We start from the raw sequence: 25,457 nt of genomic DNA, 5'->3' as shown, positions 1-25,457 counted from the left end.
AAAAAAGGCTGTCCCTTATGAAGTGAACTGCACCCCCAATTGTTAGTTGTGTCTAACAATTGGGGCGCAGTTCAAAACAGGGGCAGCCTTTTCTAATACTATAACTCGGATATCTTTGCTACTAATTCCCGCAATGCAGCACCACGATGACTAATGGATTGCTTCTGCTCTAATGTCAATTCAGCCATAGTCTTCTCATACTGAGAAAGAAAGAACAGAGGATCATAACCAAATCCTCCTTGTCCCGCTACCTCAGACGTAATCCAACCTTCTACTGAACCCGATGCCTCTATATGCCCTTTTGTAGAGGGGTCATATAGTACCAGAGAACATTCGAAACGAGCAGGACTAAGTAATATCTGTTCTGTATCTTCCCCTTGCTTCAGTTCCCCAAGCTCTTGTAGAAGCTTGTCATTATTTTCTTGGTCAGTAGCGTTCTCACTAGCATATCGTGCAGAATATACACCAGGGCGACCTTCTAAAGCATCTACACACAATCCAGAATCATCAGCAAGAACGGGTAAGCCGAGAGAATCACCTACAGTTGTAGCCTTTTTCAATGCATTCTGAACAAACGTATGTCCGTCTTCAATCACGTCAGGCAATTCAATGTAATCAAACATACTCTTCACCTTCAATCCAAGTGGTGCAAAAGCATGCTCAAATTCCTGAACTTTCCCTTTGTTCTTCGTTGCAACTATAATCGTATCCTGATCGAACTTCATCGTTCCACTCCTTTAACTGCTTGAGTGGAACCAATCATCAATGCAATAGGACCTAAAGCTTCCTTCTGGCGAATAATAATTTCCTGAATACCTTGTTCTCCAAGCTGAAGCAATTCGTTTAGTTCCTCTCGTGAAAAGGGACTCTCTTCACCCGTGCCTTGAAGCTCTACAAATTTCCCAGTACCCGTCATCACCAGATTCATATCCACTTTCGCCTTAGAATCTTCTTCATAATTCAAGTCTAATCGTGACTGTCCTCCAACCACACCTACGCTGACCGAAGCCAAGAAATCAGTAATCGGGAAAACAGGAAGGCGATGCTGCTGAGCAATTTTATTTACGGCAATAGACAGGGCTACAAAAGCACCTGTAATAGATGTCGTACGCGTACCACCATCGGCTTGTATAACATCACAATCGATCGTAATCGTACGTTCACCCAAGGCCTTCAGATTCACAATGGAACGAAGTGCTCTGCCAATCAACCTTTGAATTTCCATTGTTCGACCGCTAAGTTTACCCCTAGCAGCTTCCCGCTGATTACGTGAATGCGTTGCCCGTGGGAGCATTGAATACTCTGCTGTTACCCAGCCTTTTCCTTGTCCTTTTAGAAATGAGGGTACCTTCTCATCTACAGTAGCTGTACAAATAACCTTGGTATCTCCCATCTCAATATAAACGGAACCTTCAGCATATTTGTTAACATTTGTTGTTAAATTCATCGGGCGCAGCTGATCGCTATCCCGTCCGTCTGATCTCATATTTTCTGCCTCCTACATCATTAGCTTTCCTTTAATTCAAGCAAACCAACCCCATTTTATCAAAGTGTTAACATAAAAGCACCTTTTGAAAATGTCATGTCTCTTAGTGCATGTTCAAAAAGTCGATTATTCAGCACCATAGCTTATGCCTACGATGCCGCGTTTTTTCAAAACGCTTCAGAAGTATACTTCGTGATCAATAGGTGGCTCTTTGAACAACCTCTCTTAGAGGGGGATTTCGTTAATATACTCTGGTCTAGATACAGGTTCGCTATAATTTAATTGATCTGATCCTATAACAGGAGCCGTTCCGTTCAATTGGATTTTCACTTTCGGGTTGCCTGCATTCTCCGCAACGGTTAGAACAACTGACTGTAACATTTCCTGCGGCACCTGCTCTCCTTCAGCAAACATATCATCCTTTAGGGCTACCGTCACCGTTCCGTCCTTAGATGTCTTTACCGATTCTAAAGAAGTCCCTGAAGTCATGACCTGTACTAAATCCCCTCTTATTCCAGGTCCATGAATGAGTTCACCAAGTGCCGTATGTAGCTTATTCTGACCAGGATCCACCAACCGTGTGATCGGTACATAGTATGGAATTCCTGCTGGCGATAAAGCAGAGAAATATACAACTACCGGACTTGAAGTCAAATAATTTGCCCCCTCTCCCTTTTCAAGGTTAATCCCGAATTCACGGCCAAGCGATTGATCAAGCGGTGTTTGATTTATAGGCATTTGCGTGAGCTTCTCACCATCTACCCAAATTTGGACATGTTTAATGTTAGCGTCTCCAGTGAGCGTCCATGTGATTGCTTCTAGCATGGCGCGTTCATTCTTGGCATCATACGTAACGAATGGCTTACTAAACTCCACAATCGCAGTCTTCTTGTCCTTCTCTACGCTAACATCCTTCACTTCCGTTCCAGCTGGCAACACACCCATAAATCCTTCAGGTATAAGCGTCTTGTAGAGGCCGTCCTTCACGATAGATTCGAGTGCTACGCGAAGGGAGGCGCCAACGTTCTTATCATCTGATTGTGGAAGAGCTAATGACACCGGAGCCAACAAGCCATTCTCGTTGAATAAATAAACGGTAGCTGTAGGTGCAACAGCCGTAGTCTTCGTCGCCCCATCAGTAACAGCACCGTTCACCATCTGTAACATTTGAGCCTCCTGCTGTGCTGGTGGTGGATCTACTTCCTTAGATTCTTTACTAAAACCGCTACATCCGGACATAATAATAGGTACGGCCAACAATCCAGCAGCAGAAATCCTGCGTATTCTATAAATTTTAGACATAATCTATGTTCTCCTCCTAACAATTTTGTACAGTTTGTACTAATATGTATACGAGCCCCTTATTGAAAAAATAACCACTTTTTATTTAGGAACATGAAGTATACTACAAGAAAATGAGGTGATTTTATGGATATCGAAAAAATTCCATATAGTCTAAACAGTAAAGCTGTAGCAAATGCAACTCATGAATGGTTACATAAAAGGGGCGTCAAAATCACAGAAATCGCTGAGCTGGTGATGTTTTTGCAACAAAAATATTATCCCAACCTAACGATGGAAGAGTGTATTGAGAATGTTGAGATGGTCCTCAGTAAGCGTGAAGTACAGAATGCTGTATTAACAGGGATTCAGTTAGACGTTCTCGCAGAAGAGGGAAAACTAATCTCTCCTTTACAGGAAATGTTAGTGAATGATGAGGGACTCTATGGCGTCGATGAAATTCTTGCTTTTTCCATCGTAAATGTATATGGAAGCATTGGATTTACGAATTATGGTTATGTGGACAAGTTAAAACCTGGCGTGTTAGAAAGACTTAATGATAAAACCTCAGGACAAGTTCATACTTTTCTGGACGACATTGTAGGCGCAGTGGCTGCTGCGGCTAGCAGTCGCATTGCCCACCGGAAGCAAGCTGAGAAAGAAGCGAACTACACTGAAGATAATAAGGAATCTAATCCTCTTTAGACAAACTTCAGAGTAAGTTGACGGCACTTAAAATCGTTGAAAGCAAAAAAGAAACTGCCATGACACTAGCAGCTTCTTTATATTTTCTGAAGTTTCAGCAAGAGTGCTTCGTTAGTGCCTGATGTAATCAAACAAAACGGGCAAGGATCGAAAGTATCCCTCACTCGCTTTGTTGATACCCTTTCCAAGCATGCTTGGAAAGGGTTTGAATAAATGAATAGTAAAACTTTCTGACGTCATCATCGACTGACTATAAGATGAACTGACTGTCTTTTCTGCGCGTTTGACAGTATGAAGTTAGCTAACGACTCCACTTTGATGAGCAACGCCACCTTAATTATTGCCACCACCGCCACCAGTTCCGGTACCAGCACCGCCGCCACCGCCACCGCTATTAGCCTCCGTATCATCGGGGTCAATGTTAGCGAGTGTGTTCACGTTGATATTCTTCGGATTATTTTTGACATTGACTACAATCTTTATTTTGCTAAGGAGTTTATTTAAGATTTTAACTTGTTCTTTAAGTTTACGAGATTCTCTTTTAATTTTTCTTAACTTTTTACATTTATGACAATCACACATGTTTGTTTCCTCCCTTCTGATGATTGTTTTTGTACAGCGTTCCTTTTCTGTGCATTTGGCATTATAAAGTTAGCTAACTACTCCACTTTGATGAGCACCGCCACCTTAATTATTGCCACCACCGCCACCAGTACCGGTACCGCCGCCGCCGCCTCCGCCGCCAGCATTAGCCTCCGTATCATCGGGGTCAAAGTTAATGAGTGTGTTCACGTTGATATTCTCCGGATTGTTCTGGATGCGAACTTTGACATAATTCTTAGCCTTAGATTTAGATTTATTTGACATTTTGTTTTCCTCCCTTCCATTTGGATTAATATATACTATGAAATCTGTCAAAGACTTGTTTATGCTAATCTACTAGTAGATTGGTATATTTCTAACCTTTAATTGGAATGAACCTATTATTATGGGGAAGCTAGCTAAAGTTCTAGTTAGAGCTGGTCAATAATAATAAACCTCCAAGTACACTTTTCAAAGTGAACCTAGAGGTTTATTAGTTGCGGTAAAGATGATGCCACCGTTCAAAGTAGATGAAGATTGTGCTTTATCTCGACGCACCAATTCCTGTAAATGAGCGAGAGCTTCACACATGGCAAACCTCATTTGGTGAAGAGATAATCTATTACCAAATAGAGTAGCGCAAATCTCATACCCACTTTGCGGAGATTGAATTAGAAGCTTCTCAATCTCTAATAAGCGTTGTTCATGATGTGCTAGCAGATCCTCTATTCGTTTATGGAAAGTAGAGAATGGATTCCTATGTCCTGGAAAAGCTTGTTTCACCTCAACGTTGTTAAATTTCAACAAACTATTCATAAAGGTATTCAACGGTTCAGGATCACTACCGGGAATCAAACTGACATTTGGTGAAATCTGGGGTAGAACAGCATCACCACACATCATAAGACCGAAGTCACGATTGTATAAAGATAGATGTCCCGGTGCATGTCCTCCAGTCTCTATAACTAACCAAGATAGACCACCCAATTCAAGGTGACTTTCACCTTTTACTATTGTAATATCAGGTGCAGGTGAAACCTGAGGTAAGAAATCAAGTAAATGTTGTTCCATCTGACCTGTCCATTTCTCGGGCAATCCATGCTGTCGCAACCATAACATTAATTCTGTATTGATAACGGAGTCCTCTCCCCACATCATAAGAGACTCATCATAGGCTCTTTGAGACATGTATACCAAGCAGTCGCTTTGGGATTGAAACCAACCAGCCAGTCCGTAGTGATCTGGATGATGGTGAGTAACAAAAACTTCACTTACATCATGAAGCGTATAACCTAAGTACTCGAGTGCTTTCTCCCACTCTTTTTCTGTTATGCTATTGCGTGGTCCCGGATCGATAATGGCTACACCACCGGATGAATCTTGTAATACATAACTGTTCACCCATCTTAACGGATAGGACATCGATATTTTAACTTGGTTGATCCCATAATCCCAAGTAATCATTTCTGGCATGTTCACTATTTATGTAATCTCCTTTCCCCTAAATCGTGCTTTTTTCTTAATTATAGTATACCCTATTGACATTAACTTCGAAAAAATATATGATTTTGCTAGATTATTCTTTCATTTACTTCAACAATTAAATATCTTCCACCTGTAAAGGGGAGTAGCTGTACAATAAAGTCGTCAATACGAGAGAATCTTCTCCGGCTTTGTTGACAATTCACAACTGTTAGCGAGACCTTTACCAAGTAGTAAATCCTTTATTTTTAGAGGTTTTTACTTTCTTGGTAAAGGTCTTTTTTAATGTTATTAGTTAGGAAGATACATTAATTGACGATTTTCTCACAGCAATTTGAGAGTAATAAGTAACACATCATTATTTTGCTAAACGCGCGGCTTAAAAAGCCGTAGATGTTTATACTACTTAACTAGATATATAAAAGGGAGGAAACAACGTTGGATTTTGGATTATTATTGGAGTATGGATGGGTACTTATTGTACTTGTTGGATTAGAGGGGTTACTCGCAGCAGATAATGCGTTAGTGTTAGCGATTATGGTGAAGCACCTTCCGGATAATGAACGGAAAAGGGCACTTTTTTACGGGTTAGCAGGCGCATTTGTTTTCCGCTTCGGTTCATTATTTGTTATTTCATACTTAGTAGACATTTGGCAGGTACAGGCTATTGGTGCCCTTTATCTCTTGTTTATCGCAGCAAATCATATTCTCAGAAAATTTGTTTTCAAAAAATCAAAAACAGAAGAAATTCATGGCAGTTCAGCTCAACCCAAAAAGAAATCTGGCTTCTGGATGACGGTATTTAAAGTCGAAGTCGCTGATATCGCTTTTGCAGTAGACTCCATTCTAGCCGCAGTAGCATTGGCAGTAGCATTACCAAAAAGTGGGCTTCCGCGAATTGGAGGATTGGATGGCGGACAGTTCCTAGTCGTCTTTGCCGGAGGATTAATTGGATTGATCATTATGCGTTTCGCAGCATCATACTTCGTGAAATTGTTACATTCACGTCCTGGTCTAGAAGTTGCAGCCTTCTTCATCGTAGGTTGGGTTGGCGTCAAGCTTGCTGTAATCACACTTGCTCACCCATCCCTTGGCGTGCTTTCTGAATCTTTTGCACATAGCACTATTTGGAAAGTTAGCTTTTATGTCGTTCTAGTCTTGATCGCTGTCTTAGGCTGGTTCCTAAGCAGCAAGAATGAAGAACATAGTGAAGAGAATTCTGTGCATGAAATGAATAAACAATTAGAACATTAAGATCTTGTTGTTTAGTAACTTAAAACCGCCTTCTTAAGATTATAGAAGGCGGTTCTTCATGTCTGATCACATATGTATGTTCTGCTATAAATCGCACTTTGTCTCCATCTACTCTTTCCGATTTCAAGATAAATCTTTATAATTGTAATCTGCATTATATGTTCATTCCAACAAAATTGTAATTAGCAAGCTTATCCCTAAAAGAAATATGGCGATAAGAGAGAGCTTTAAGCTTTTACCTCTTTTTTTCTTTTCTGGTAAAGAAGCTATAATTTCTTCCGTTCTTACTTCGTTATTTCTAAGCTGTGCTTTGAAAGATGCATATAACAAATTGCCACAATGATCACAAAATTTGGCTGTATTTTCGTTCTCAAAGTTACATTTAAGACAGTCAAGTTCATTCTCCTTTCTTTCATATCAATGAATAACAACCCATTAAAGTAATTATATACCATATTGAACTAACAGTAAACACAATGAAACTAGCAGTATATTAAATTTCTGTTAACCTTTCACTACTGTTTAAGGTGGAGGGTGATATAACGATGGATTATATGCAATTAGGATCGCGGTTGCGTCAAGAAAGACTTAAACATAATCTTACCCAAGAAAGATTGGCAGAGAAGATCGACGTCTCTCATGCCTACATTGGACAGATTGAACGTGGAGAGCGAAGCCTCACACTCGAAACCCTTATCAAGTTAGCCAATCAATTGGGAGTAACGGCAGATGATTTACTTCACTCATCCCTCAAAATGAAGGAAAGTCACTTCATTCATAAAATTACACAATTGCTCCAGGACCGTCCAACTCATGAGCAGCAAATGGCATTAAGCATGCTTGAAGTTATGTTTACTCATTTGGATCAGAATTCTACGAAGTAAAAGAACAACAAATAACCTTCTGACTGTGAACTACCTAATTTAAAGGGAGACACATTTCAGAAGGCCAAGGGGAAATTGAAGGCTTAGGTCTTAGGTCAAATCACAAGTTCGCCAAGCTTAATCAGCTCGACAACAGCTTGCGAACGTCCCTTGACATTTAGTTTTTGCATGACATTTGAAATGTGGTTACGCACCGTTTTTTCGCTTATGAATAACTGCCCTGCGATATCTCGTGTCGTTTTGTCTTGAACAAGTAATTCAAATACTTCTCGTTCACGGTGGGTCAACAAAAATTTGCTCTTGTGGTCGTTATTTCCCTTCAATGGTGTCACCCCTCCTTGCCCGGGTTTATATGGTCTAACAAGGTAAAGGGATACAGTCAACACATATTATGTATTGGGAGGGTTAATGGTGCCGTTGCAACTCTAAAATGGGCGATAATAGATACAAAAACACCGCCAAAATGGCGGTGTAGAGAACTAACCTTACCGGTCCGTCACGCCCTCTCGGTCACGCCGATTTAGTCCGATAACGCTGGTACAATGCTAGTGTATTTTATGAAATGGATTTCATAGCAAGTCTTTTATTTCAGAAGCCGACTGACAATATGATAAAATAAAATAACTACATTCTCGTACTCTAAGGAGGTAACTGCACCGATGGCTAACATAAAAGAAATCGCACGCATCGCTGGTGTTTCCGTAACTACCGTATCGCGTGTGCTCAATGATCATCCTTATGTCAGTAAGGACAAAAGAGCCGCTGTGCAGAACACTATAGAGCAATTAAACTACACCCGGAATATGAACGCCGTACATCTCATTACCGGCCGCACGAAAACAATAGCTGTGGTTATGCCCTATATTAGCCTTTTTTATTTCTCAGTCATTATGGAGGGTCTTGCTCATGAAGCGTTGTTATCGCAATACCGGCTGATTTTGTGTCAAACTGATTACCGTTCCGAAGAGGAAATTAAGGTACTCGACATGCTACGCAACAAGGAAATTGACGGCGTTGTCATCGTGTCTACAGCACTGAAGCCTGAAGTCATTGAGGAATATACGATTTACGGCCCCATTGTAACCTGTCAGGATAGTGGCGAACGCAGCTTTTCCTCTGTATATATAGAGCATTATTCTGCCTTCCGCCACGGTCTGCAATATTTATCCGACAAGGGACACCGTAAAATTGGATGCTGCATGGGAAGAAAACTTGGCAGTAGTAACTCTATTAGACTATCCGCTTTCCATGACTTCCTTGCAGAATCTGACTTCCCTTTTCAAGAGGAGTGGATGATATTTGACTGTCTGAATGAAGAGGACGGCGCTGAGGTGCTGCATAGACTGTTAAATATGACAGAGCGGCCTGACGCTATCATTGTTACCGGGGATCATGTCGCTGCCGGTCTGATCATTGAAGCAGGGAAGCATCACATTCGCATCCCTGAAGACCTCGCAGTGATCGGATTTGATAACCAGCCTATTGGTAGACTGCTAGGACTAACAACAATAGATAATCAGCTATTCGAGATGGGCGCTGCCGCATTTCGAATCATTCACGGACAGATTACCGGAGATGGTGGAGGACAACCTATATACCGAAAACTGGATTACCACATAATAGAGCGCTCTACAGTGTAATACAGGCCAGTAATTTAAAGACTCACAAAAAGAATCGGCAGGGTATTATGTCGTTGCTACTCTGTCCCCCTCATTAATACACCCTCTATCATTAATTACCTGTATTACAGCAGTTAATAGATTACCATCACAAACGCCTACATCCCCTTTGAGCTATAACTTCAAATTGAAGAAATCACATTTTTATATTGACAGTAAAAGGCTACGGACTTATGATAAACCCAGATTAATTGATAATCATTATCAATTATACATATAAAAGGGGTGTTCTAATGAAATTTCATTCTGCTGTTCCCGCTAGTCTTATTGCCGCTTCTATTCTATTTACCGGATGTGCCAACAAGGACGACGCTAGCAATGCCACCGGCTCTGTAAATGAATCAACCTCATCTGCAGATAACAAGCCTACAGCTACAAAGACTGTCACAACGGATCAGACGGTCTCAATCGATTTCACCTCGGCCATCGATCAATACCGTAACTTTGTTATTGAGCAATGCGATATATTTGTGAAGGAAACGGAGAAGTTTACGAACGCAGTTAAGGAAGGTAAATTGGAGGAAGCCAAAGCTTTATATGCCCCAACCCGTATGTATTATGAACGAATTGAACCTATTGCAGAGGCACTAGGCGATCTTGATCCTAATATCGATGCTCGTGTGAATGATGTTGAAGAAGCCAATTGGCGAGGATTCCATCGCATAGAGAAAAGTCTATGGGAAGATGGCACAACGGATGGGCAGGAAGAATATGCTGATCAATTACTTAAAGACGCTCAATTGCTTCGAGCCAAAGTAGAGACCGTAGAAATCGATGCCGCCATGATGGTAACAGGTGCGGTTGAACTACTAAATGAAATATCGTCTTCGAAAGTCACAGGTGAGGAAGAACTATACTCTCATACCGATTTATATGATTTCGTAGCCAACGTAGAAGGCGCAAGTAAGATCTATGAAATCTTAAAACCTGCACTCGCAACAAAAGATGCTGATTTGGAAAAACAAATCGGCGAACGTTTTACTGCGCTACTGAAAGAACTTGAGCCCTTCAAGGAAGGCAAAGGATATATTTCATACGAGCAGTTGAAAGAGGAAGAAGTTCGTACACTAAGTCAAAATTTAGATGCCCTTGCCGAACCCCTCTCAAATATGGGTACTATTTTGGGAGTGTAAATGATGGAACCTTCTGAATCTAATAATCAACCCGAATCTATTCTCAAGAAAAAAATCAACCGTCGTGAACTATTACGAATCGCTAGTGTGGGTGGGATTGGCCTCATGCTAGGCGGGGCTGGGATTGGCGGCATCCTGTCTACACGCACCAAAGTTAAGTCTGAGGAAGCTAGCATTTCCAACATAGATCGTATTCCATTTCATGGTAAGCATCAGGCTGGGATTGTTACACCCGCCCAGAATTTCATTTGCTGTGCAGCTTTTGATATCACTACTAGTGATATTGGTGAAGTACGCAAACTGTTTCAAGTATGGACTGAGGCTACCCTCACCATGACACAAGGGAGTCTGATTGGTAGTAATAATAATCAGAACCTTCCACCTTCAGATACAGGTGAAGCTGCGGGACTTTCACCTTCAAGAAGCACCATTACCTTTGGTGTTGGTCCCTCCTTCTTCGATTCACGATTTGGATTGCAGTCTAAGCGTCCTGCTAACTTTCAAGATCTTCCCTCCTTTCGGGGAGATCAGCTACAGCCCCAATGGTGTGGAGGTGACTTGATGGTACAGGTCTGTGCAGACGATATGCAGGTTGCCTTTCATGCTATTCGAAATTTAACTAGACTTGCTAGAGGTAAAGCCGTGCTTCGCTGGACACAAGATGGATTTCAGCGTACAACTCAAGCAGACCCATCTGCAGGAACGCCCCGTAATCTTCTTGGATTTAAGGATGGTACAGGCAATCCAGATGTATCTGACCCTGATCTCATGAACCAAGTCGTATGGGCTCAAAACACAGATGGTGCTACATGGATGACTGGCGGCAGTTACATGGTTGTAAGACGTGTCCGTATGCTCATCGAAGTGTGGGATCGATCTAGTCTCAAAGATCAGGAAGCAACCTTCGGGCGTTATCGTGATAGCGGTGCACCGATGGGAGCTCAACAAGAATTTGATCCTGTAGACGTTCATGCTACAACGCCTGAGGGTAATCTCCAGATTCCAGCCAATTCCCATGTGGCTTTATCTCATGGCGATGGAACCTTAAAGTTACTACGACGTTCTTATTCTTATTCTAGTGGGATAGATTCAACCCGAGGTCAGCTAGATGCAGGATTACTCTTTATAAGCTTTCAAAGAGATCTATATAAACAATTTGTGCCTATCCAGCAGAAGCTTGCTGCTGGGGATAAGCTTAACGAGTACATTTCTAATATTGGAAGTGCAGTTTTTGCTTGTTTTCCTGGCATTGAACAAGGAAGATATATAGGTGATTCTTTATTCTAATTTCAAGAAATTCAAACCAAGGAGACCTATTTCAATGCTATTATCCATTCGATTATCACGCATAAGAATTACGGCATGGGTGAGTGCTCTCCTCATTGTCTGTTGCATATGTGCCTATCCCATTTCTGTTTCAGCAGAAAATGACAACAATTCCGCTATCGATCAACTCATGCCTGCTGTCGGTAGCGTTCTTGTAGAAGCAGGTCAACGACAATGGGATACTGCGTTAGACGATTTACAGTATGTGCAACAACTGTGGGATACATTACAATCTAAAGAACCTGCTAGTGAAACCGCCTTGGCTAACGATATTGACTCCGCATTAACCGAAGCTAGACAAAAACTTGAAATCAAAGACATCCAAGCAGCTAAAAAATCATTATCCACGCTAGCCAAGTCCGTAGATCGATATATTTCTGCTGTCCAACCCAAATCTGAACAGGATACTAATAGAGGACCCGAAACAGCTAGAAAACTGCTCTCCTATGCTAAAGAAAGTATGGTAGCCATGGAGCAGGAAGATTGGACAAAAGCAGAACAAAGCTATCAATATATTGTAAAAGACTGGAAAAAATCCGAGTCTGCTATCCGTCAAGACCAATTTAATGTATATGGACAATTAGAAACTCAAATTACTCTAGTCCGTGTAAATCTTCAGGCAGATCCTATTAAAGGAGATCAAGCAAAACTGCAGATGCAGAAGCTTATCAGCTTACTTGAAGATTATTCAGAAGGTAAAACAAACAACAGTATCACCACTGACAAACATACGCTTAAAGATTTACTTCAAGTTCTAAAGTCTGCACGTAATCAGGTTCAGGATGGACAAATAGATCAAGCGGCTCAGAACATGGAACAATTTATTACATTATGGCCTTCTGTAGAAGGTGAAGTACAATTATATTCTGCGAAACTATATACCGAAATCGAGAATCAAATGACAGCTGTATCTGGCTATTTACTCTCGAAACCGCCTTTACTCGCCAAAGCAATACAAACTATGGATGATATGCTTACATCCCTAGAACCCATTTCAAGTAATCAGACATATACCGCTTGGGATGCGTCGCTCATTCTACTTCGTGAAGGATTAGAAGCCATCTTAGTGTTAGCGGCCTTACTCTCCTACCTTAAGCGTAGTGGTATTGATCATGGAAAGAAGTGGATATGGTCTGGAGCAGGTGTCGGCTTAATCCTGAGTTTCATCCTCGCTGTTGTGCTTCATTACACGATTTCTCAAGCAACATCGGGAAGTACACGTGAATTTATTGAAGGAATTACAGGTCTGGTAGCTGTCATCATGATGCTAACTGTAGGTTATTGGATGCACAGTAAAGCGAATATCACTGCATGGAACAATTATGTGAAAGATCAAGTAAATAATGCACTGGCTAAGGGTAGCTTGTGGTCATTATTTGCCGTATCTGGACTTGCTATTCTTCGTGAGGGAGCAGAGACAACGATCTTCTATGTAGGGATGGCTCCTTCTATTGATCCTTTCCAGCTCATCTTAGGGATTAGCATTGCACTTGCCATTCTTGTTGTCGTTGGCTATGCCATTATCGTACTAAGTGTTAAATTACCCATCCGTGGTTTTTTCCTTACGGCTACACTGTTAATTTACTATTTAGTGTTACGATTTCTTGGTCAAAGTATTCATGCATTACAAGTTGCAGGTCAATTCCCTGCACATACCCATGAATATTTACCCTCCTTTTCGTGGCTAGGTATGTATCCCACTTGGGAAACATCCATCCCTCAGTTCATATTACTCGTTTATATCGTCTGGCAATTTATCATCAAAAAACCACATAAATAAGAAGAAACGGCTGCGCCGTCCTTAAAGGGACTGTAACCGTTTATCGTTGAAATATAAGCAAAGTATAGTGAAAACTTATACTTTGCTTATTTAATGAAAAAAGCCCTTGTTGAAAAACAAGGGTTTGATTGTTTAATAAAGACATATTATTTATCTGGATCCATGGTACTATCGTGCATTGGGAATATACGATAAACCAATTTTTTGAAATCAGTCACTAAATTAGTGTTATTCACATTGTTTACTCCAGTACCATACGTTGTAGCAAATGTGTTTAGACGTGCTACAAAGTCTGGATCAGAAGATGCATATACCTTTTTGATTCCAGGTACTTGTTTCTGTACAATGGATGTAATTTGTTTTCTAATCTCCGTAGGGATATTATTTACAGCTGTACTACTTCGATTATATCTTACACCTTCATTGTCTAGTGGTGTAACCTTGTTATGATAGTTACTTGTTCTAGCATTGTTATTCTGGATATTTTTAGCTCTATATCCATTTCCTTCAATACCATTATTATCAGAAGTCATATCACGTAATAGGCCGTAACTTCCTGTCGCCGTCGTGCCATTTAATCCTCTGTTTCCTTTACTGTCATTTCTGTAAGAGTTATACTGACCGTTTATACCATTTACATTATTGTTTACATCCCTTACACCATTTAGACCATTTACATTATTGTTTACATCTCTTACTCCATTTAGACCATTGACATTGTTGTTTACATCTCTTACTCCATTTAGACCATTTATTCCATTTGCACTATTGATATATGCTGGCCCTCTTCCCACACTTAAGTTATTCACTGTATTACCGGCGTTGTCCAAAGAAACAGCAACGTAAGCATTGTCATCCGTCAAGAATACATTAGCTGAACGGACTCCTTTGATTGCTGCAATTTTGGCCGCAAGTTTACGATCGACATGCAGATTCGTCATCTGATCCATTGTTGTGTTATTACGTGTAGTTAATCGGTCTCTACCATCACGTAACGAATTAACTCCAATACGTCTATCATCATTAGTGTTACGAACGTTCTTCGTATTAATATTCGTGTTGGCTGGCTCTTTCGTCATACACCCCGCTACACCAAACATACTTACAAGAAGCGCTGTCGATAAAGATAAATTAATTGCTTTCGATCGTATCATTCATTCAGCCTCCATTCAACAGTGTGTGTTACATGGATTAGGATGACCTGCTAAACGAAGAGCTATGCTGAAAGGATTTGACATAAAAGCAATACTTACTCAAAAAGAACCCAAATTGATTGCCCATACACACCGCAGTTGAAATAAGGCGTATTGTATAACAGAAGAGTGTCTTGGAGGTGATCTATATTGAAGGTATTGTTCACATTCTATGTTCCGAGTGGTGGAGTTGAAACACTTAATCGCCTGCGCTGTATTGCCCTACAAAAACACGGTATTGAGGGACATTTACTATATCTTCAATGGGGAGCAGGTCAGCAAAATATTCATAATATCCCTACTTATATAACTTCTGATGACTCAGAAATTTCCTCTTTATTGCATGAACACAATTACGATGCCATTGTCGTAATATCGGATTACTTTATGTTGGAACGTCTACGTTCACTCGGATACCAAGGTCCACTTCTCTTTGAAGCTCAAGGATTTGGAACACTTGAACAAGCTACAGCCACGATAACTGAAGCGGCAACTTTCCTTGAGCGCTATTGCAGCGCTGTTCTACTCCCACAAACTTCCCACTTAATTGAAATTTTTATTAATCTATGCCCGTGGTTACCCCGATTTATCATTCCAAATCTGCTAGAAACCTCATCCTTTACGCATCTTACGACGGAATCTCCTCCTTATCCTGCAATTGCATGGGTTGGCAGATTGGAAGCCAATAAAAATTGGAAGGAATTCCTAAATATTAGTTATCAACTCTTACAGATACAACCTAATATAGGAATTTGGATGTTCCAAGACGCCAATTTATTCGATGAACGAGATCGCGACGAATTCACAATCATGGTTCAACAACTACACTTAGATTCTGTCATTGGGTATTTCTCCAATATTCCGCATCATGAAATGCCTAGATATTACTCTATGGTTGGAGATTCTGGAGGATTTCTATTATCGACTTCAATCCTAGAAGGATTCGGATATGCCGTAGCTGAAGCTATGAGCTGTAAATGTCCTGTTCTTAGTACCGATTCCGATGGTGTTCGGTCATTCATTACTCATAATACTACAGGTAAGTTCTATCCTCGTGGCAACATTACCAAAGCTGTTGAAGAAGGAATAGAGATCATGCGAAATAAGCCATTACGCCATTTGATTCGAACTCAAGGACAGAAACACATAGCTTCACATTTTTCTCCCGAACAATATGTAACTTCTTTTCGTCAAATGATGAATGAACTTCACGTTTTTTAGAACATTCAAAGATCGGAGAAGATAATCATCATGAAAATTTTACTTGTGACTTACTGGGGTTTAACAAATATGGGAGGAATTTGGACGTACATGAACCAGTTAGCCTCCAGGCTTGAGCAGCAAGGGTATGAAGTTGATCTCATGGGAACTGACATTGAGAACGACGCTTTATACATTCTAAATAAAAATAAGTCTTTTAATAAAAAAGAAGTTCGAGAAATACTCCGAGAAAAAACAATCTCTAATATCCTCACCTCATATCAAACTAGTCATGAACAAATCCTCAGCTTAGAAGTAGAACGTAACACTTTTGAACTGGGCGCAACCTACTTGGGAATCGATCAATACGATCTGATCCATGCACAAGATCCCATATCTTCCTATGCCATAAGCCGTATTCTTGATAAAAAAATCCCTCTAATTGCTAGCTTCCATGGTTCTTTTGCAAGAGAGATGTTCTTCGAGTACCAATCCATCACTCCAACCTTGACATGGAAAGAATTTAAGAAGACAGACCTATGTATGTACTATCAATCTATGGAATACTTAGGCGCTCATGTAGCAGATCGACTTATCGTATCTTCTTATTGGATTAAAAAGACGATTATGGAGCTTGGTATTCCAACAGAAAAATTTCGTATAGTTCCCTATGGAATTAATCTAAATACCTATGATACCAAGTCTAAAGTGGAATTCGCAGTTCTTCCACCCTTAGGGAAAAAAGTAATTATGTACACGGGACGCTTAGAATATATAAAGGGAGTGCAGCTATTAATTGAGGCGCTTGGTAAATTAAAAAAAAACCGCCAGGATTGGGTATGTTGGATCGTTGGAGAGGGAAGCATGCGTAAGGAGCTTCAGTCTCGCTGTATTCAATTAGATATCCAGCAGGATGTTGTGTTATGGGGGGAACAAGAAAATATTCCTTCCATTCTATGTAAAGCGGATATTTACGTCCAACCTAGCTTACAGGATACCCAACCCTTCTCCGTAACTGAGGCCCAGCTTGCTGGAATACCTTGTATCGTATCCAATACTACCGGGATGCCAGAAATGATTCAGCATGAACTTACCGGTTGGTTAACCCCTCCAGATAATCCAGAACTTCTATGCGAAAGAATTGCTTTCGTGTTAAAGCATGATCATATCCGCGTTATGGTTGGAAAGCATGCTAAAATCTGGGCTACCGAACATCGATCCCTTGAAGTGATGTTTGAAGCCACATTAAGAGCATACCTAGAATTGATGCATGTATAATCACCATTTCTTCAATGATTCATAGAATATTCCAACAACATGGAGGTATTAGTAAGGACCCACTTAAACAAAGTGGGTCCTTGCCATGATCTTTTCTTTGTTAACCCACAGCCAAATAGTGTTATGAACTTTATGTACACAACGACGAACCTCGGTTCGCTGAACTCTATTCTCTCTCATTGGTAGTTTCAAAAAATTCCAAAGTCACCCGTAATGTGAAATTGGAAGTTTCTTGATGTGTCATAAATTTGCACGACTAACCATATCTAACACAGCTCTTTCAAATGCAGTATAACTTCTTTCCCAAGAAAAGTGATATGAATCTCGCTCTCCCTTCATTGCTAATTCCTTACGTAGAGCTGGATTCTCTAAAAGTCTAATAATATCAGTAGCCAACTTGTTCTCATATCTATAGGTCATCAAGCAATTCACTTCATTTACTGCATATTCCGTATTTCCTCCAGCGTACAAAGTCACCAATGCTGCACCACATCGCATCGCTTCAAGACCTGGTAATGAGCCTGTATCATAGGTACCTGAACTCACAAAAATATCTGTCTGGTTGTAGTGATATCTCAATTCCAGATCATCAGCAGGTGTGTAGATAACGAAATAACCTGTATCCTTCAATGTTTGCAAGATTGGAGACTGATAATATTCGCCTGGTGGTGAGATCAAGTTAATCTGAACAGAAGGAAACTGAGTTTTAACCTTTGTTAATTGCTCAATCAAATAATTCTGTTCTCGATGCCATGCAAAGCCACCTTCAGGCATTCTAATTATGGCTGATACATTTACAGATTGCTCTGTCTCGGAACGAATTTTAAGATTTTTAAAGAAATAATTAACTCCCACGGGAACTATACTTCCATATATACCATGGTTATTAAATATCATTTGCTGCTGCCAGCCAGATAAAACAAGTAAGTTAGGCACCATGTGATAGCTAGGAAAGGATACATGATTTTCTGTCAAGAATGTAGGCTCATAACACAACGAAAGACGAATATGGATACCCTTTCCGTTCTTACTTGCTTGCTCAGCTACTGGAACCGTTGTATAAAAATTAGAAATAATAATATCACTTATCGGAAAATCAGATTCATACAATTCTGTATGAGTTGTATGAACGAGATTAGAGTAAATATCATATTTAATAACACCTTGCTTTGGCATAACAATGTAGACCTCGTGTCCACCTTTAGTGAGCCGATTTGTAATCTCTACTAGCATCCTCTGAGCTCCACCATGACACAACGTTAGTATAGGAAATGTAAATCGCATCCCTCATCCCTCCTGTTGAATAAGCTGAAGTATAGTTTCGCGATGTGTGTCTTGCACAAGTCTCATTTCATTGTATAATTCATCTCTATATAGCACTGTTCCCATGTTGTTATGAAGCCTATATTCGAGAAGTGCGACATCTACATAGAATAGTTTGAAAAAAGGCAAAATACGGAGCCACAGATCATAATCATGGGTGTATCGTCGCTCTTCATTGAATAGGCCGACCTTTCTTAACACGTTCATATCCATCATGATGGAGCAACCGTTAATAGGGCATTCGCTCATTAAAGTTTCTAGTAGATGTCTTGGGCTCTGAAAAGAACAACGAATAGGCTCACTCGTTCTAATGCTCTCAGAGTTGATATAATAATAAGCTGTATGACTTATTAGAGCATGATTCGTTAGCATAAATTGAAGTTGTCGCTCTATTTTATCTGAAGTATAGATATCATCGGAACTAAGCCATGCGAAATATTGTCCCGTTGCTTGTAATATTCCATAGTTCAGTGCACTCGCTGTCCCCCCATTGCTCTTACGAAAGTAGCGAATGGTATTCAAGTATGGGGTAATAAGTTGCCTGTGTGCTGTCGAACCATCATCCACTACAATAATTTCTATATTGCTATAGGATTGTGCTCTAGCACTTTGAATGGCTTGATCGACGTAGGGACAGTTATAAAAAGGAATAATGATCGATACTTTAGGCCCATCATCCAGTATATTTTCTGAACATTTTAACTTCTGTTGAAACTGAAGTGAAGCATCTAAGGCGTTCGTTTCATCGTACATGCTACTTCCCTCCTTTCTTCTAACCTCCAAGTCTTTGCAGAAATTGCACGAACGGATCATAATAACGAGCCTTAGTAGCAACAATTTCTTGTTGGATCGTAGCTTGATGTCTTAACGATCCCATCTCATCATGAATGCGGTATGCTGTTAACGATTCGTTAAGAAAAGGAAAGTAGTATCCACCCAACATGACGCGATACCACAGATCGAAATCATGTGTGTAAGGTAGCCCTTCATCAAATAATCCAATAAAGCCAAACAGTTCCTTTCTCATCATAACTGTGCATCCATTCACTGGATTTCCATGTATGAAACAGCTATAAAAGTCCTTCACAGTACAGAAAGATGCACCTGCTTTCTCTTGTGTCACGTTACTGGCTGCATCAATTAGATTAAAATTTGTATAAGATATATAAGCATAATGTTCCTGCATAAAGAGAACCTGATTATTGATTTTAGCTGGATAGAATATATCATCAGAACTAAGCCAAGCCACATACTGTCCTGTGGCGTGTACAATTCCGCGATTAAGAGCCGTTGCTGTCCCCCCATTACTTTTACCCAAATAATTTATATACGGAAGATAGGGAGTGATTTTATCTACATGCTGTGTAGAACCGTCGTCTACAACGATAATCTCAAGCGGGGTATAGGTTTGCGAAAGTGCTGATTGTATCGCTTGATCAATATAAGGGCAATTATAAAAAGGAATTACTACGCTTACCAATGGTCTTGTCATTCTCCCTTTACCCCCTCAGTACGAAAGTACTCCATAATATCAAGAAGAGATTGCTCCCAAGGGATTTGGGGCTTCCATCCCATATCATACAAATCCTTAGACTGGCATTCATCATCTATCCAAGAGGACTGTGGAGCATGACCCATTTCCAATAGGATGGGTACTTTGGCCAACTCAACCATAGAAGTCGCAATATCTCCTAGTGAACGCTTCACACCAGAACATATTGGATACACCCTCCCCGACTCCCCCTTCTCAAGAATTAGATCGTAAGCTAGAATAGCATCCCTTACATCCACGAAATCTCGCGTGTCATAACGTGAGGATATACGAAAAGAATTCATATCCTTTCCCTGCTCACTATTGACAATATGTCTAGCAAGCAATGCACAAATTCCCGTGGAGGGTCCTGGTCCCATTAGATTACTCGGCTCGGCTAGTAATATATGCTGTTGAAACAATTCCCTCCATGACAATACAGCACACTCCTCCAACGTTTTACTCAAACTATAAGGATGTGGAGGGCGAGGAGGGGTAGCCAGCGTAAACTTCAAACGTGAACTTACAATAAGAATATGACTTTCTGGATGGCTACGTAATGCATCAAGCAAAGTTAAAGTGGCTAATATATTGTTCTCCATGTATAGCAAAGGATCGATCCATGATTCAGGAACCGAGTTTTTGCCTGCTAAATGCAGAACAAAGTCTGGTCTCACATGATGAACCAATGTCTGTACTTCATCTTTCACGGTCAAATCACAAACCCATGGTTCAACTCCTGCAATGGGTGGCAGACTATCAGGGCGACGGATCACGGCGATAACTCTAATTCCCTTCGTTGCAAAATAATCACAAGCATGCCTTCCTGTAAATCCATTAGCACCTGTAATAAGCAATGTCTGTTCCTTCATCGCATGTTCATCCAAACAGCAAGTTCTTCAAGCATGAATCTATAAGGAGGTACGGAATAAGTCACATCACGACGCGTTGTCTTCAACGTTCTATCTTGTTTAAGACTATCATCTGGAATGACGTGAATATCTCTTCTCTCCCATATATCCTTCATCATTAGAAGCAAGTTATATTTACTTATAGAGGTACTTTGAGCTAAATGAACAATACCAGAGGTATCTGTGTCCAAGAAATGGTCTATCGCTTTTGCAAGCTCTAGGGTCGTTATTCCATTCCATAATACACACTTATATCCAAGAACTTCTCCATGCTGCTTCATGAACCAATTCATCAGACCTATACCATTAGAGCGAATCTCAGGTCCAATGATGGAGGTGCGTATCGTTAAATGACCCTGCATACGAACTTCACCCAATGCCTTCGTCACGGCATAGGGTGTGACTCCATCTGGGCATTCCTCCTCTACATACTGACCACGGGTTCCTAGAAATACGCAATCTGTACTAATATGAATGAGACGTGCAGAAATGTGATCAGCAGCAGCTTGAAGACGATGGGGCAACAAACCATTAATACGATAAGCCCGAATAATGTCTTCCTTGGCATGTTGATTGAGTACTCCAATTGCGTTAATGACTACCTCAGGATGGACAACTTCAATCATTTGTTCCACCTTATGCATATCCGATACGTCTAGAATAAGACCTGAGGGGTCCTTCTCATTTCTCGTTGTGTAGAACACACTATGCTTCCCTTGTCTCTTGAAATAATCAACTAGCATATGCCCTGCCATGCCGTTCCCGCCTAAAATCAGCAGCTTCATGACAAGAAGCCTCCTCGGACGAGAATATCTTTAATCTCCTCTTTCGTCATAATATTTTGTTCCGAGCTGAAACTACTGAAAGAAACATGAGGATAACGACTGTAATGTTTTTTCACATAGGGAATATCAATGGTAGGAAGGATTACAAGATATTGATCATCGAAAACAATCGTTGTTTGGCTCTCATAGTCACTCATCAAGATCTCATGGATTTTCTCCCCTGGACGAATGCCTGTTTCAATCATACTCACATACTCCATTCCTGAAGCTTCAATGAGTACCTCAGCTAAATCTACGATACGACAAGTTGGCATCGTCATGATGAATATTTCTCCACCTACACTTTCAATAGATGCCTTGAACAATAATGTAATCGCATCTGGCAGCGTTAGGAAGAATCGTGTCATTCTCATATCTGTTATGTTGACTAGTTTTTTGCGCTCAATTTGATCCATGAATAGGTGGACAACACTACCATTTGTACCTAACACATTCCCACCGCGTACAGTAACAAATTGAGTCTGACTACGTAGCAGATTGGCGTACACAATTAATTTTTCACCGATTGCTTTAGTCATGCCATAGAAGTTGGATGGATTAGCAGCTTTATCTGTAGATATATAAATGACCTTCTTCACACGATTCTCAATAGCCGCCTCAATCACATTCTGTGTTCCGATGACATTGGTCTTAAGCGCTTCGTAAGGCTGTTCTTCGCATATGGGCACATGCTTAAGTGCTGCTAAATGGAATATATAATCCACCTCTTGGCAGGCCACGGTTAGTGCCTCACGATCTCTAATATCGCCAATACAGAAACTTAGTAGATCGCTCTCAAATTGACGACTCATCGCTACCTGAGTAGACTCATTACGTGAATAAATAATGACTTCCTTAGGCTGACGTGGCAACAGCTGTGTAATGAGCTCCTGCCCCCAAGATCCTGTCCCTCCTGTTACCAAAATACGCTGATTTTCAAACATATACTTTCCCTCCAAGCATAAATTTGATAACCTTATCCGATACATTGTCTACCAAGTATCCTTCTGGGCACTGCCACCTTCTTGGCATGTTCAACATCATGGATGCCGAATTCGCTATAGCTACAGCATCTACACCAGATACAATATTGCTACCACAATCCACAGTCTCTGGGCGTTCTGTAGTCCAACGCATCGTAACGGTTGGAATATGCAAGATGCAACATTCCTCCTGAACAGTTCCACTGTCAGTAAGAGCGCAGCAAGCTTGGCGCTCAAGCATAATAAAATCGAAGAATCCGAAGGGCTCATGAAATTCCACTAGTGGATGCATCTTTAATTGCAAATGCTTCGTAATTTGAGAAGCTGTTCGTGGATGAATACTACATATGAGACGACGTCCATGTGTCTCAGCAACGGCGTTCAATCCACTCATAATTTGAAACAAATGATCAGGTCGATCTACATTCTCCGAACGATGAGTAGTTACAAGAAAATATTCATCAGGTTTCAGCGAAAGGCGATTCAGCACATCGCTATTCAACACCTTAGATTCATAATGCTGCATAACCTCATAGATCGGATTACCAGTCAATACAATGCGCTGACTTGGAACACCTTCACGTATGAGATGTTCTTTACTCTGTTGCGTGTATGGCATATTAATAGAAGAAATGGCATCGATGATACGCCGATTTTTTTCCTCTGGAACATTCAAGTCAAAGCAACGATTACCTGCTTCCATATGCACGACAGGATAGCCAAGTCTCTCGCTTAGGATCGCACATAATGCACTATTGGTATCCCCCAAGAGTAGAATTGCATCTGGCTTCTCTTGAACCAGAATAGGCTCTAGTTGTAGAAACATCGATGCCAACTGACCTCCTAGGGAGGCTGCCGCATCTTGTAATATATAGTCAGGCTCTCGTAGACCCATCTCCCGAAAAAACACACCACTTAGGCTCTCTGTGAAATTTTGCCCTGTGTGTACTAGTACATGTCTCTGTGCATATCGGTCCAGCTTAGGAAGGATCAAGCTGAGCCTGATAATTTCGGGACGTGTACCCAAAATCGTCATAATTCTCATGTTTTCGCTTCCCTACCTTCTTCTTTTCAGTTTCTTACGATGCCTTAAGCATAGCGTTTTTTCAGAAACTTTCCCCTTTCACGAAGAATTCTCCTCTTCAAGGATCTACTTTTCTTCCGGATTATTTTCTTCTGAACAGCTCTTTTTTTGCGGCGATCAAGTCTTTTCTTACGCCTAGCATGAATAGCCTTCCTTGTAGAAGGCTGTAATTGAAATTGGAATGGAGAGAGAATAGGCTCTATAAACCATTCAGGATGTACATGACCCCAGTGCTGGATCATCTCCAGCAATTTCTGCATGAATGAATCTATTCCATAAAGTGTATTAGCTATTACTTGATTGTGTTTACCTATAGCCGCAGCTTCGTCTGGATGATCAAGTAAATAGGCTACTTTTGTAGCCAGTCCTTGACTGTCACCTGTACCAACAAGCCGATCCTGATTACCTATGCTCTGCATCATTTCCACTAAACCACCTGAAGAGAACGTCACGACTGGTTTAGCAGACGCTAATCCTTCCAAAGCTGTCAACCCAAAGCCCTCATTGACCATACTGGGAATAACTAGAATGTCCATAGCACAATATATAGGGTGGACCGTCTTTACATAGGGGATAAAAGTGAAGCGGGATTCGTAACCTGACTCTTTTACATTACAAACGCAAGCATCAAAGTAACCATTATCTATAGAACTCCCAATAACAAGAAACCTTGCATCAGGGTGAGTTACACAGAGTAATAACGCCATCTCTATATACTGCTTGAGTCCTTTATCCTCATAGATGAAGGATGATATATAACCGATACATGATTCGTTGGAACTCAGCTCAAGAGCTTTACGTTTGAGAATACGTAGATTCTGATTCAACAGGATATCGTTCATACGAAGCCCTATAGAAGGATACAAAATAGAGATGGGGGAAGTCATATTTCCTACAAAACTTTGTGCTACCGCATGGGAAATAGCAATCACCCAGTCACTATTTTGGTCTATCCATTGCACCGCCAAAGAAGTATAGGCATTCTCCGTGATGACTTCAGTTAATTTCCAAACGACAGGAATCCCTAATGACTTGGCAGCCATAGCCGGGACTATATTTACACATGTATTCGTCAAAACCACATTTGGAGAAATTTCCACAATTAATCTCAGGATAGCATCATAATTAGGCGCGTTTCTATACGCCTCCACATCGTTCAGTAGATTGGCATGAGGTGTATACATTTCGTAGTGCAACGGATAAGGCTGAATTCGCACCTCTGTCTGTTGCTGTCTTGCGTATGTTGTGAATTTCCCCTCTTGCGGTGCAACTAAGATACAATCAAAACTAGCGGATATATGACGACAAAACAGTAATAGGAGCTTCTCAGAGCCTGTTATGCTCTCGATATTACTCACGTGGCAGAATAGCATGAGTTTAGGTTTCTTCATCGTTTAAGTTTCGACCACCTTAATAGGTACTGGGACAAACTCTTACCTCCTTACACCTAGGTTGTATAATATATTAGATTGATATTGGTACGGGTACGACATTTATTCCCCTCCATACGTCCATATTTTACATCTAAAAGGAGCGAT

General features: G+C 40.7%; 25 protein-coding genes. 9 read left to right on the top strand and 16 right to left on the bottom strand.

The window, feature by feature from the left end:
* Positions 1-98: 98 nt before the first annotated feature.
* From UB51_RS02075 to UB51_RS02065, 3 genes are all read right to left on the bottom strand, one after another.
* Positions 99-725 carry an XTP/dITP diphosphatase gene (locus UB51_RS02075; RefSeq protein ID WP_044875862.1) on the bottom strand — a complete coding sequence of 209 codons (627 nt, stop codon included), beginning with the start codon at positions 723-725 and terminating at the stop codon, positions 99-101.
* Positions 722-1,486 carry a ribonuclease PH gene (gene rph, locus UB51_RS02070; RefSeq protein ID WP_044875861.1) on the bottom strand — a complete coding sequence of 255 codons (765 nt, stop codon included), beginning with the start codon at positions 1,484-1,486 and terminating at the stop codon, positions 722-724. The genes UB51_RS02075 and rph overlap by 4 nt, the downstream gene beginning before the upstream one ends.
* A 225-nt stretch (positions 1,487-1,711) precedes the next feature.
* On the bottom strand, positions 1,712-2,788 hold the full coding sequence (locus UB51_RS02065; protein ID WP_044875860.1) for a GerMN domain-containing protein: 1,077 nt from the start codon (positions 2,786-2,788) through the stop codon (positions 1,712-1,714).
* 126 nt (positions 2,789-2,914) lie between these two features.
* On the opposite strand from UB51_RS02065, the gene UB51_RS02060 reads away from it, so the two are divergent.
* On the top strand, positions 2,915-3,472 hold the full coding sequence (locus UB51_RS02060) for a phosphatidylglycerophosphatase A family protein (RefSeq protein ID WP_044875859.1): 558 nt from the start codon (positions 2,915-2,917) through the stop codon (positions 3,470-3,472).
* A 333-nt stretch (positions 3,473-3,805) separates the two neighbouring features.
* On the opposite strand, the gene UB51_RS02055 is transcribed toward UB51_RS02060, so the two are convergent.
* The 3 genes from UB51_RS02055 to UB51_RS02045 form a co-directional block, all read right to left on the bottom strand.
* Positions 3,806-4,054, bottom strand: a complete 249-nt coding sequence (locus tag UB51_RS02055) for a hypothetical protein (protein ID WP_044875858.1) — start codon at positions 4,052-4,054, stop codon at positions 3,806-3,808.
* A gap of 105 nt (positions 4,055-4,159) precedes the next feature.
* On the bottom strand, positions 4,160-4,339 hold the full coding sequence (locus UB51_RS02050; RefSeq protein ID WP_044875857.1) for a hypothetical protein: 180 nt from the start codon (positions 4,337-4,339) through the stop codon (positions 4,160-4,162).
* A 186-nt stretch (positions 4,340-4,525) separates the two neighbouring features.
* Complete coding sequence (locus tag UB51_RS02045; RefSeq protein WP_044879839.1) at positions 4,526-5,527, bottom strand: MBL fold metallo-hydrolase; 1,002 nt, start codon at positions 5,525-5,527, stop codon at positions 4,526-4,528.
* 447 nt (positions 5,528-5,974) lie between these two features.
* Here UB51_RS02045 and UB51_RS02040 point away from each other — a divergent pair, with 447 nt between their 5' ends.
* Positions 5,975-6,790: a TerC family protein gene (locus UB51_RS02040; RefSeq protein ID WP_044875856.1), complete on the top strand. Its 816-nt coding sequence runs from the start codon at positions 5,975-5,977 to the stop codon at positions 6,788-6,790.
* A gap of 545 nt (positions 6,791-7,335) precedes the next feature.
* Positions 7,336-7,674, top strand: a complete 339-nt coding sequence (locus tag UB51_RS02035; RefSeq protein ID WP_044875855.1) for a helix-turn-helix domain-containing protein — start codon at positions 7,336-7,338, stop codon at positions 7,672-7,674.
* Positions 7,675-7,769: 95 nt separating this feature from the next.
* On the opposite strand, the gene UB51_RS02030 is transcribed toward UB51_RS02035, so the two are convergent.
* Positions 7,770-7,997, bottom strand: a complete 228-nt coding sequence (locus UB51_RS02030) for a helix-turn-helix domain-containing protein (RefSeq protein ID WP_044875854.1) — start codon at positions 7,995-7,997, stop codon at positions 7,770-7,772.
* Between the two features lie 336 nt (positions 7,998-8,333).
* Between UB51_RS02030 and UB51_RS02025 the strand changes: the two genes are divergently transcribed.
* The 4 genes from UB51_RS02025 (at position 8,334) to UB51_RS02010 (ending at position 13,592) form a co-directional block, all read left to right on the top strand.
* A complete protein-coding gene (locus UB51_RS02025; protein WP_044875853.1) occupies positions 8,334-9,314 on the top strand; it encodes a LacI family DNA-binding transcriptional regulator in 981 nt (326 codons plus the stop codon).
* Between the two features lie 272 nt (positions 9,315-9,586).
* On the top strand, positions 9,587-10,486 hold the full coding sequence (efeO, locus tag UB51_RS02020) for an iron uptake system protein EfeO (protein WP_044875852.1): 900 nt from the start codon (positions 9,587-9,589) through the stop codon (positions 10,484-10,486).
* A complete protein-coding gene (efeB, locus tag UB51_RS02015; protein ID WP_044875851.1) occupies positions 10,487-11,773 on the top strand; it encodes an iron uptake transporter deferrochelatase/peroxidase subunit in 1,287 nt (428 codons plus the stop codon). It begins immediately after the preceding gene.
* A gap of 34 nt (positions 11,774-11,807) precedes the next feature.
* Positions 11,808-13,592 carry an FTR1 family iron permease gene (locus UB51_RS02010; protein ID WP_052675731.1) on the top strand — a complete coding sequence of 595 codons (1,785 nt, stop codon included), beginning with the start codon at positions 11,808-11,810 and terminating at the stop codon, positions 13,590-13,592.
* A gap of 146 nt (positions 13,593-13,738) precedes the next feature.
* Here the strand turns inward: UB51_RS02010 and UB51_RS02005 are convergent, their stop codons facing one another.
* Entirely contained in the window at positions 13,739-14,746 is a 1,008-nt protein-coding gene (locus UB51_RS02005) for a YhcN/YlaJ family sporulation lipoprotein (protein ID WP_044875850.1), read from the bottom strand.
* A gap of 189 nt (positions 14,747-14,935) precedes the next feature.
* Between UB51_RS02005 and UB51_RS02000 the strand changes: the two genes are divergently transcribed.
* A complete protein-coding gene (locus UB51_RS02000) occupies positions 14,936-16,006 on the top strand; it encodes a glycosyltransferase family 4 protein (protein WP_044875849.1) in 1,071 nt (356 codons plus the stop codon).
* 30 nt (positions 16,007-16,036) lie between these two features.
* Positions 16,037-17,263 (top strand): glycosyltransferase family 4 protein, encoded by a 1,227-nt coding sequence (locus UB51_RS01995; RefSeq protein WP_044875848.1) that lies wholly within the window; start codon positions 16,037-16,039, stop codon positions 17,261-17,263.
* 240 nt (positions 17,264-17,503) lie between these two features.
* Here the strand turns inward: UB51_RS01995 and UB51_RS01990 are convergent, their stop codons facing one another.
* The 8 genes from UB51_RS01990 to UB51_RS01955 are packed head-to-tail and all read right to left on the bottom strand — an operon-like array spanning position 17,504 to position 25,310.
* A complete protein-coding gene (locus UB51_RS01990) occupies positions 17,504-18,547 on the bottom strand; it encodes a glycosyltransferase family 4 protein (protein WP_044875847.1) in 1,044 nt (347 codons plus the stop codon).
* Between the two features lie 3 nt (positions 18,548-18,550).
* Positions 18,551-19,339 (bottom strand): glycosyltransferase family 2 protein, encoded by a 789-nt coding sequence (locus UB51_RS01985; RefSeq protein WP_082062999.1) that lies wholly within the window; start codon positions 19,337-19,339, stop codon positions 18,551-18,553.
* A 19-nt stretch (positions 19,340-19,358) separates the two neighbouring features.
* A complete protein-coding gene (locus UB51_RS01980; RefSeq protein WP_044875846.1) occupies positions 19,359-20,078 on the bottom strand; it encodes a glycosyltransferase in 720 nt (239 codons plus the stop codon).
* Complete coding sequence (locus UB51_RS01975; RefSeq protein ID WP_044875845.1) at positions 20,075-20,989, bottom strand: NAD-dependent epimerase/dehydratase family protein; 915 nt, start codon at positions 20,987-20,989, stop codon at positions 20,075-20,077. The genes UB51_RS01980 and UB51_RS01975 overlap by 4 nt, the downstream gene beginning before the upstream one ends.
* The gene (locus UB51_RS01970; protein WP_044875844.1) at positions 20,986-21,813 is read right to left on the bottom strand and encodes a dTDP-4-dehydrorhamnose reductase family protein; all 828 of its coding nucleotides are present in this window, start codon (positions 21,811-21,813) and stop codon (positions 20,986-20,988) included. Before UB51_RS01970 ends, UB51_RS01975 begins: the two co-directional genes overlap by 4 nt.
* A complete protein-coding gene (locus UB51_RS01965) occupies positions 21,810-22,796 on the bottom strand; it encodes a polysaccharide biosynthesis protein (RefSeq protein ID WP_044875843.1) in 987 nt (328 codons plus the stop codon). Before UB51_RS01965 ends, UB51_RS01970 begins: the two co-directional genes overlap by 4 nt.
* The gene (wecB, locus tag UB51_RS01960; RefSeq protein ID WP_044875842.1) at positions 22,789-23,880 is read right to left on the bottom strand and encodes a non-hydrolyzing UDP-N-acetylglucosamine 2-epimerase; all 1,092 of its coding nucleotides are present in this window, start codon (positions 23,878-23,880) and stop codon (positions 22,789-22,791) included. Before wecB ends, UB51_RS01965 begins: the two co-directional genes overlap by 8 nt.
* Positions 23,881-23,924: 44 nt before the next feature.
* Positions 23,925-25,310 carry a glycosyltransferase family 4 protein gene (locus UB51_RS01955; protein ID WP_052675730.1) on the bottom strand — a complete coding sequence of 462 codons (1,386 nt, stop codon included), beginning with the start codon at positions 25,308-25,310 and terminating at the stop codon, positions 23,925-23,927.
* Between the last annotated feature and the right edge of the window lie 147 nt (positions 25,311-25,457).

The sequence above is a fragment of the Paenibacillus sp. IHBB 10380 genome (assembly GCF_000949425.1).
Classification (GTDB): Bacteria; Bacillota; Bacilli; order Paenibacillales; family Paenibacillaceae; genus Paenibacillus_AQ.
The sequence above is the reverse complement of the archived record's forward strand: the minus strand, read 5'-3'. Positions and strand labels throughout refer to the sequence as shown.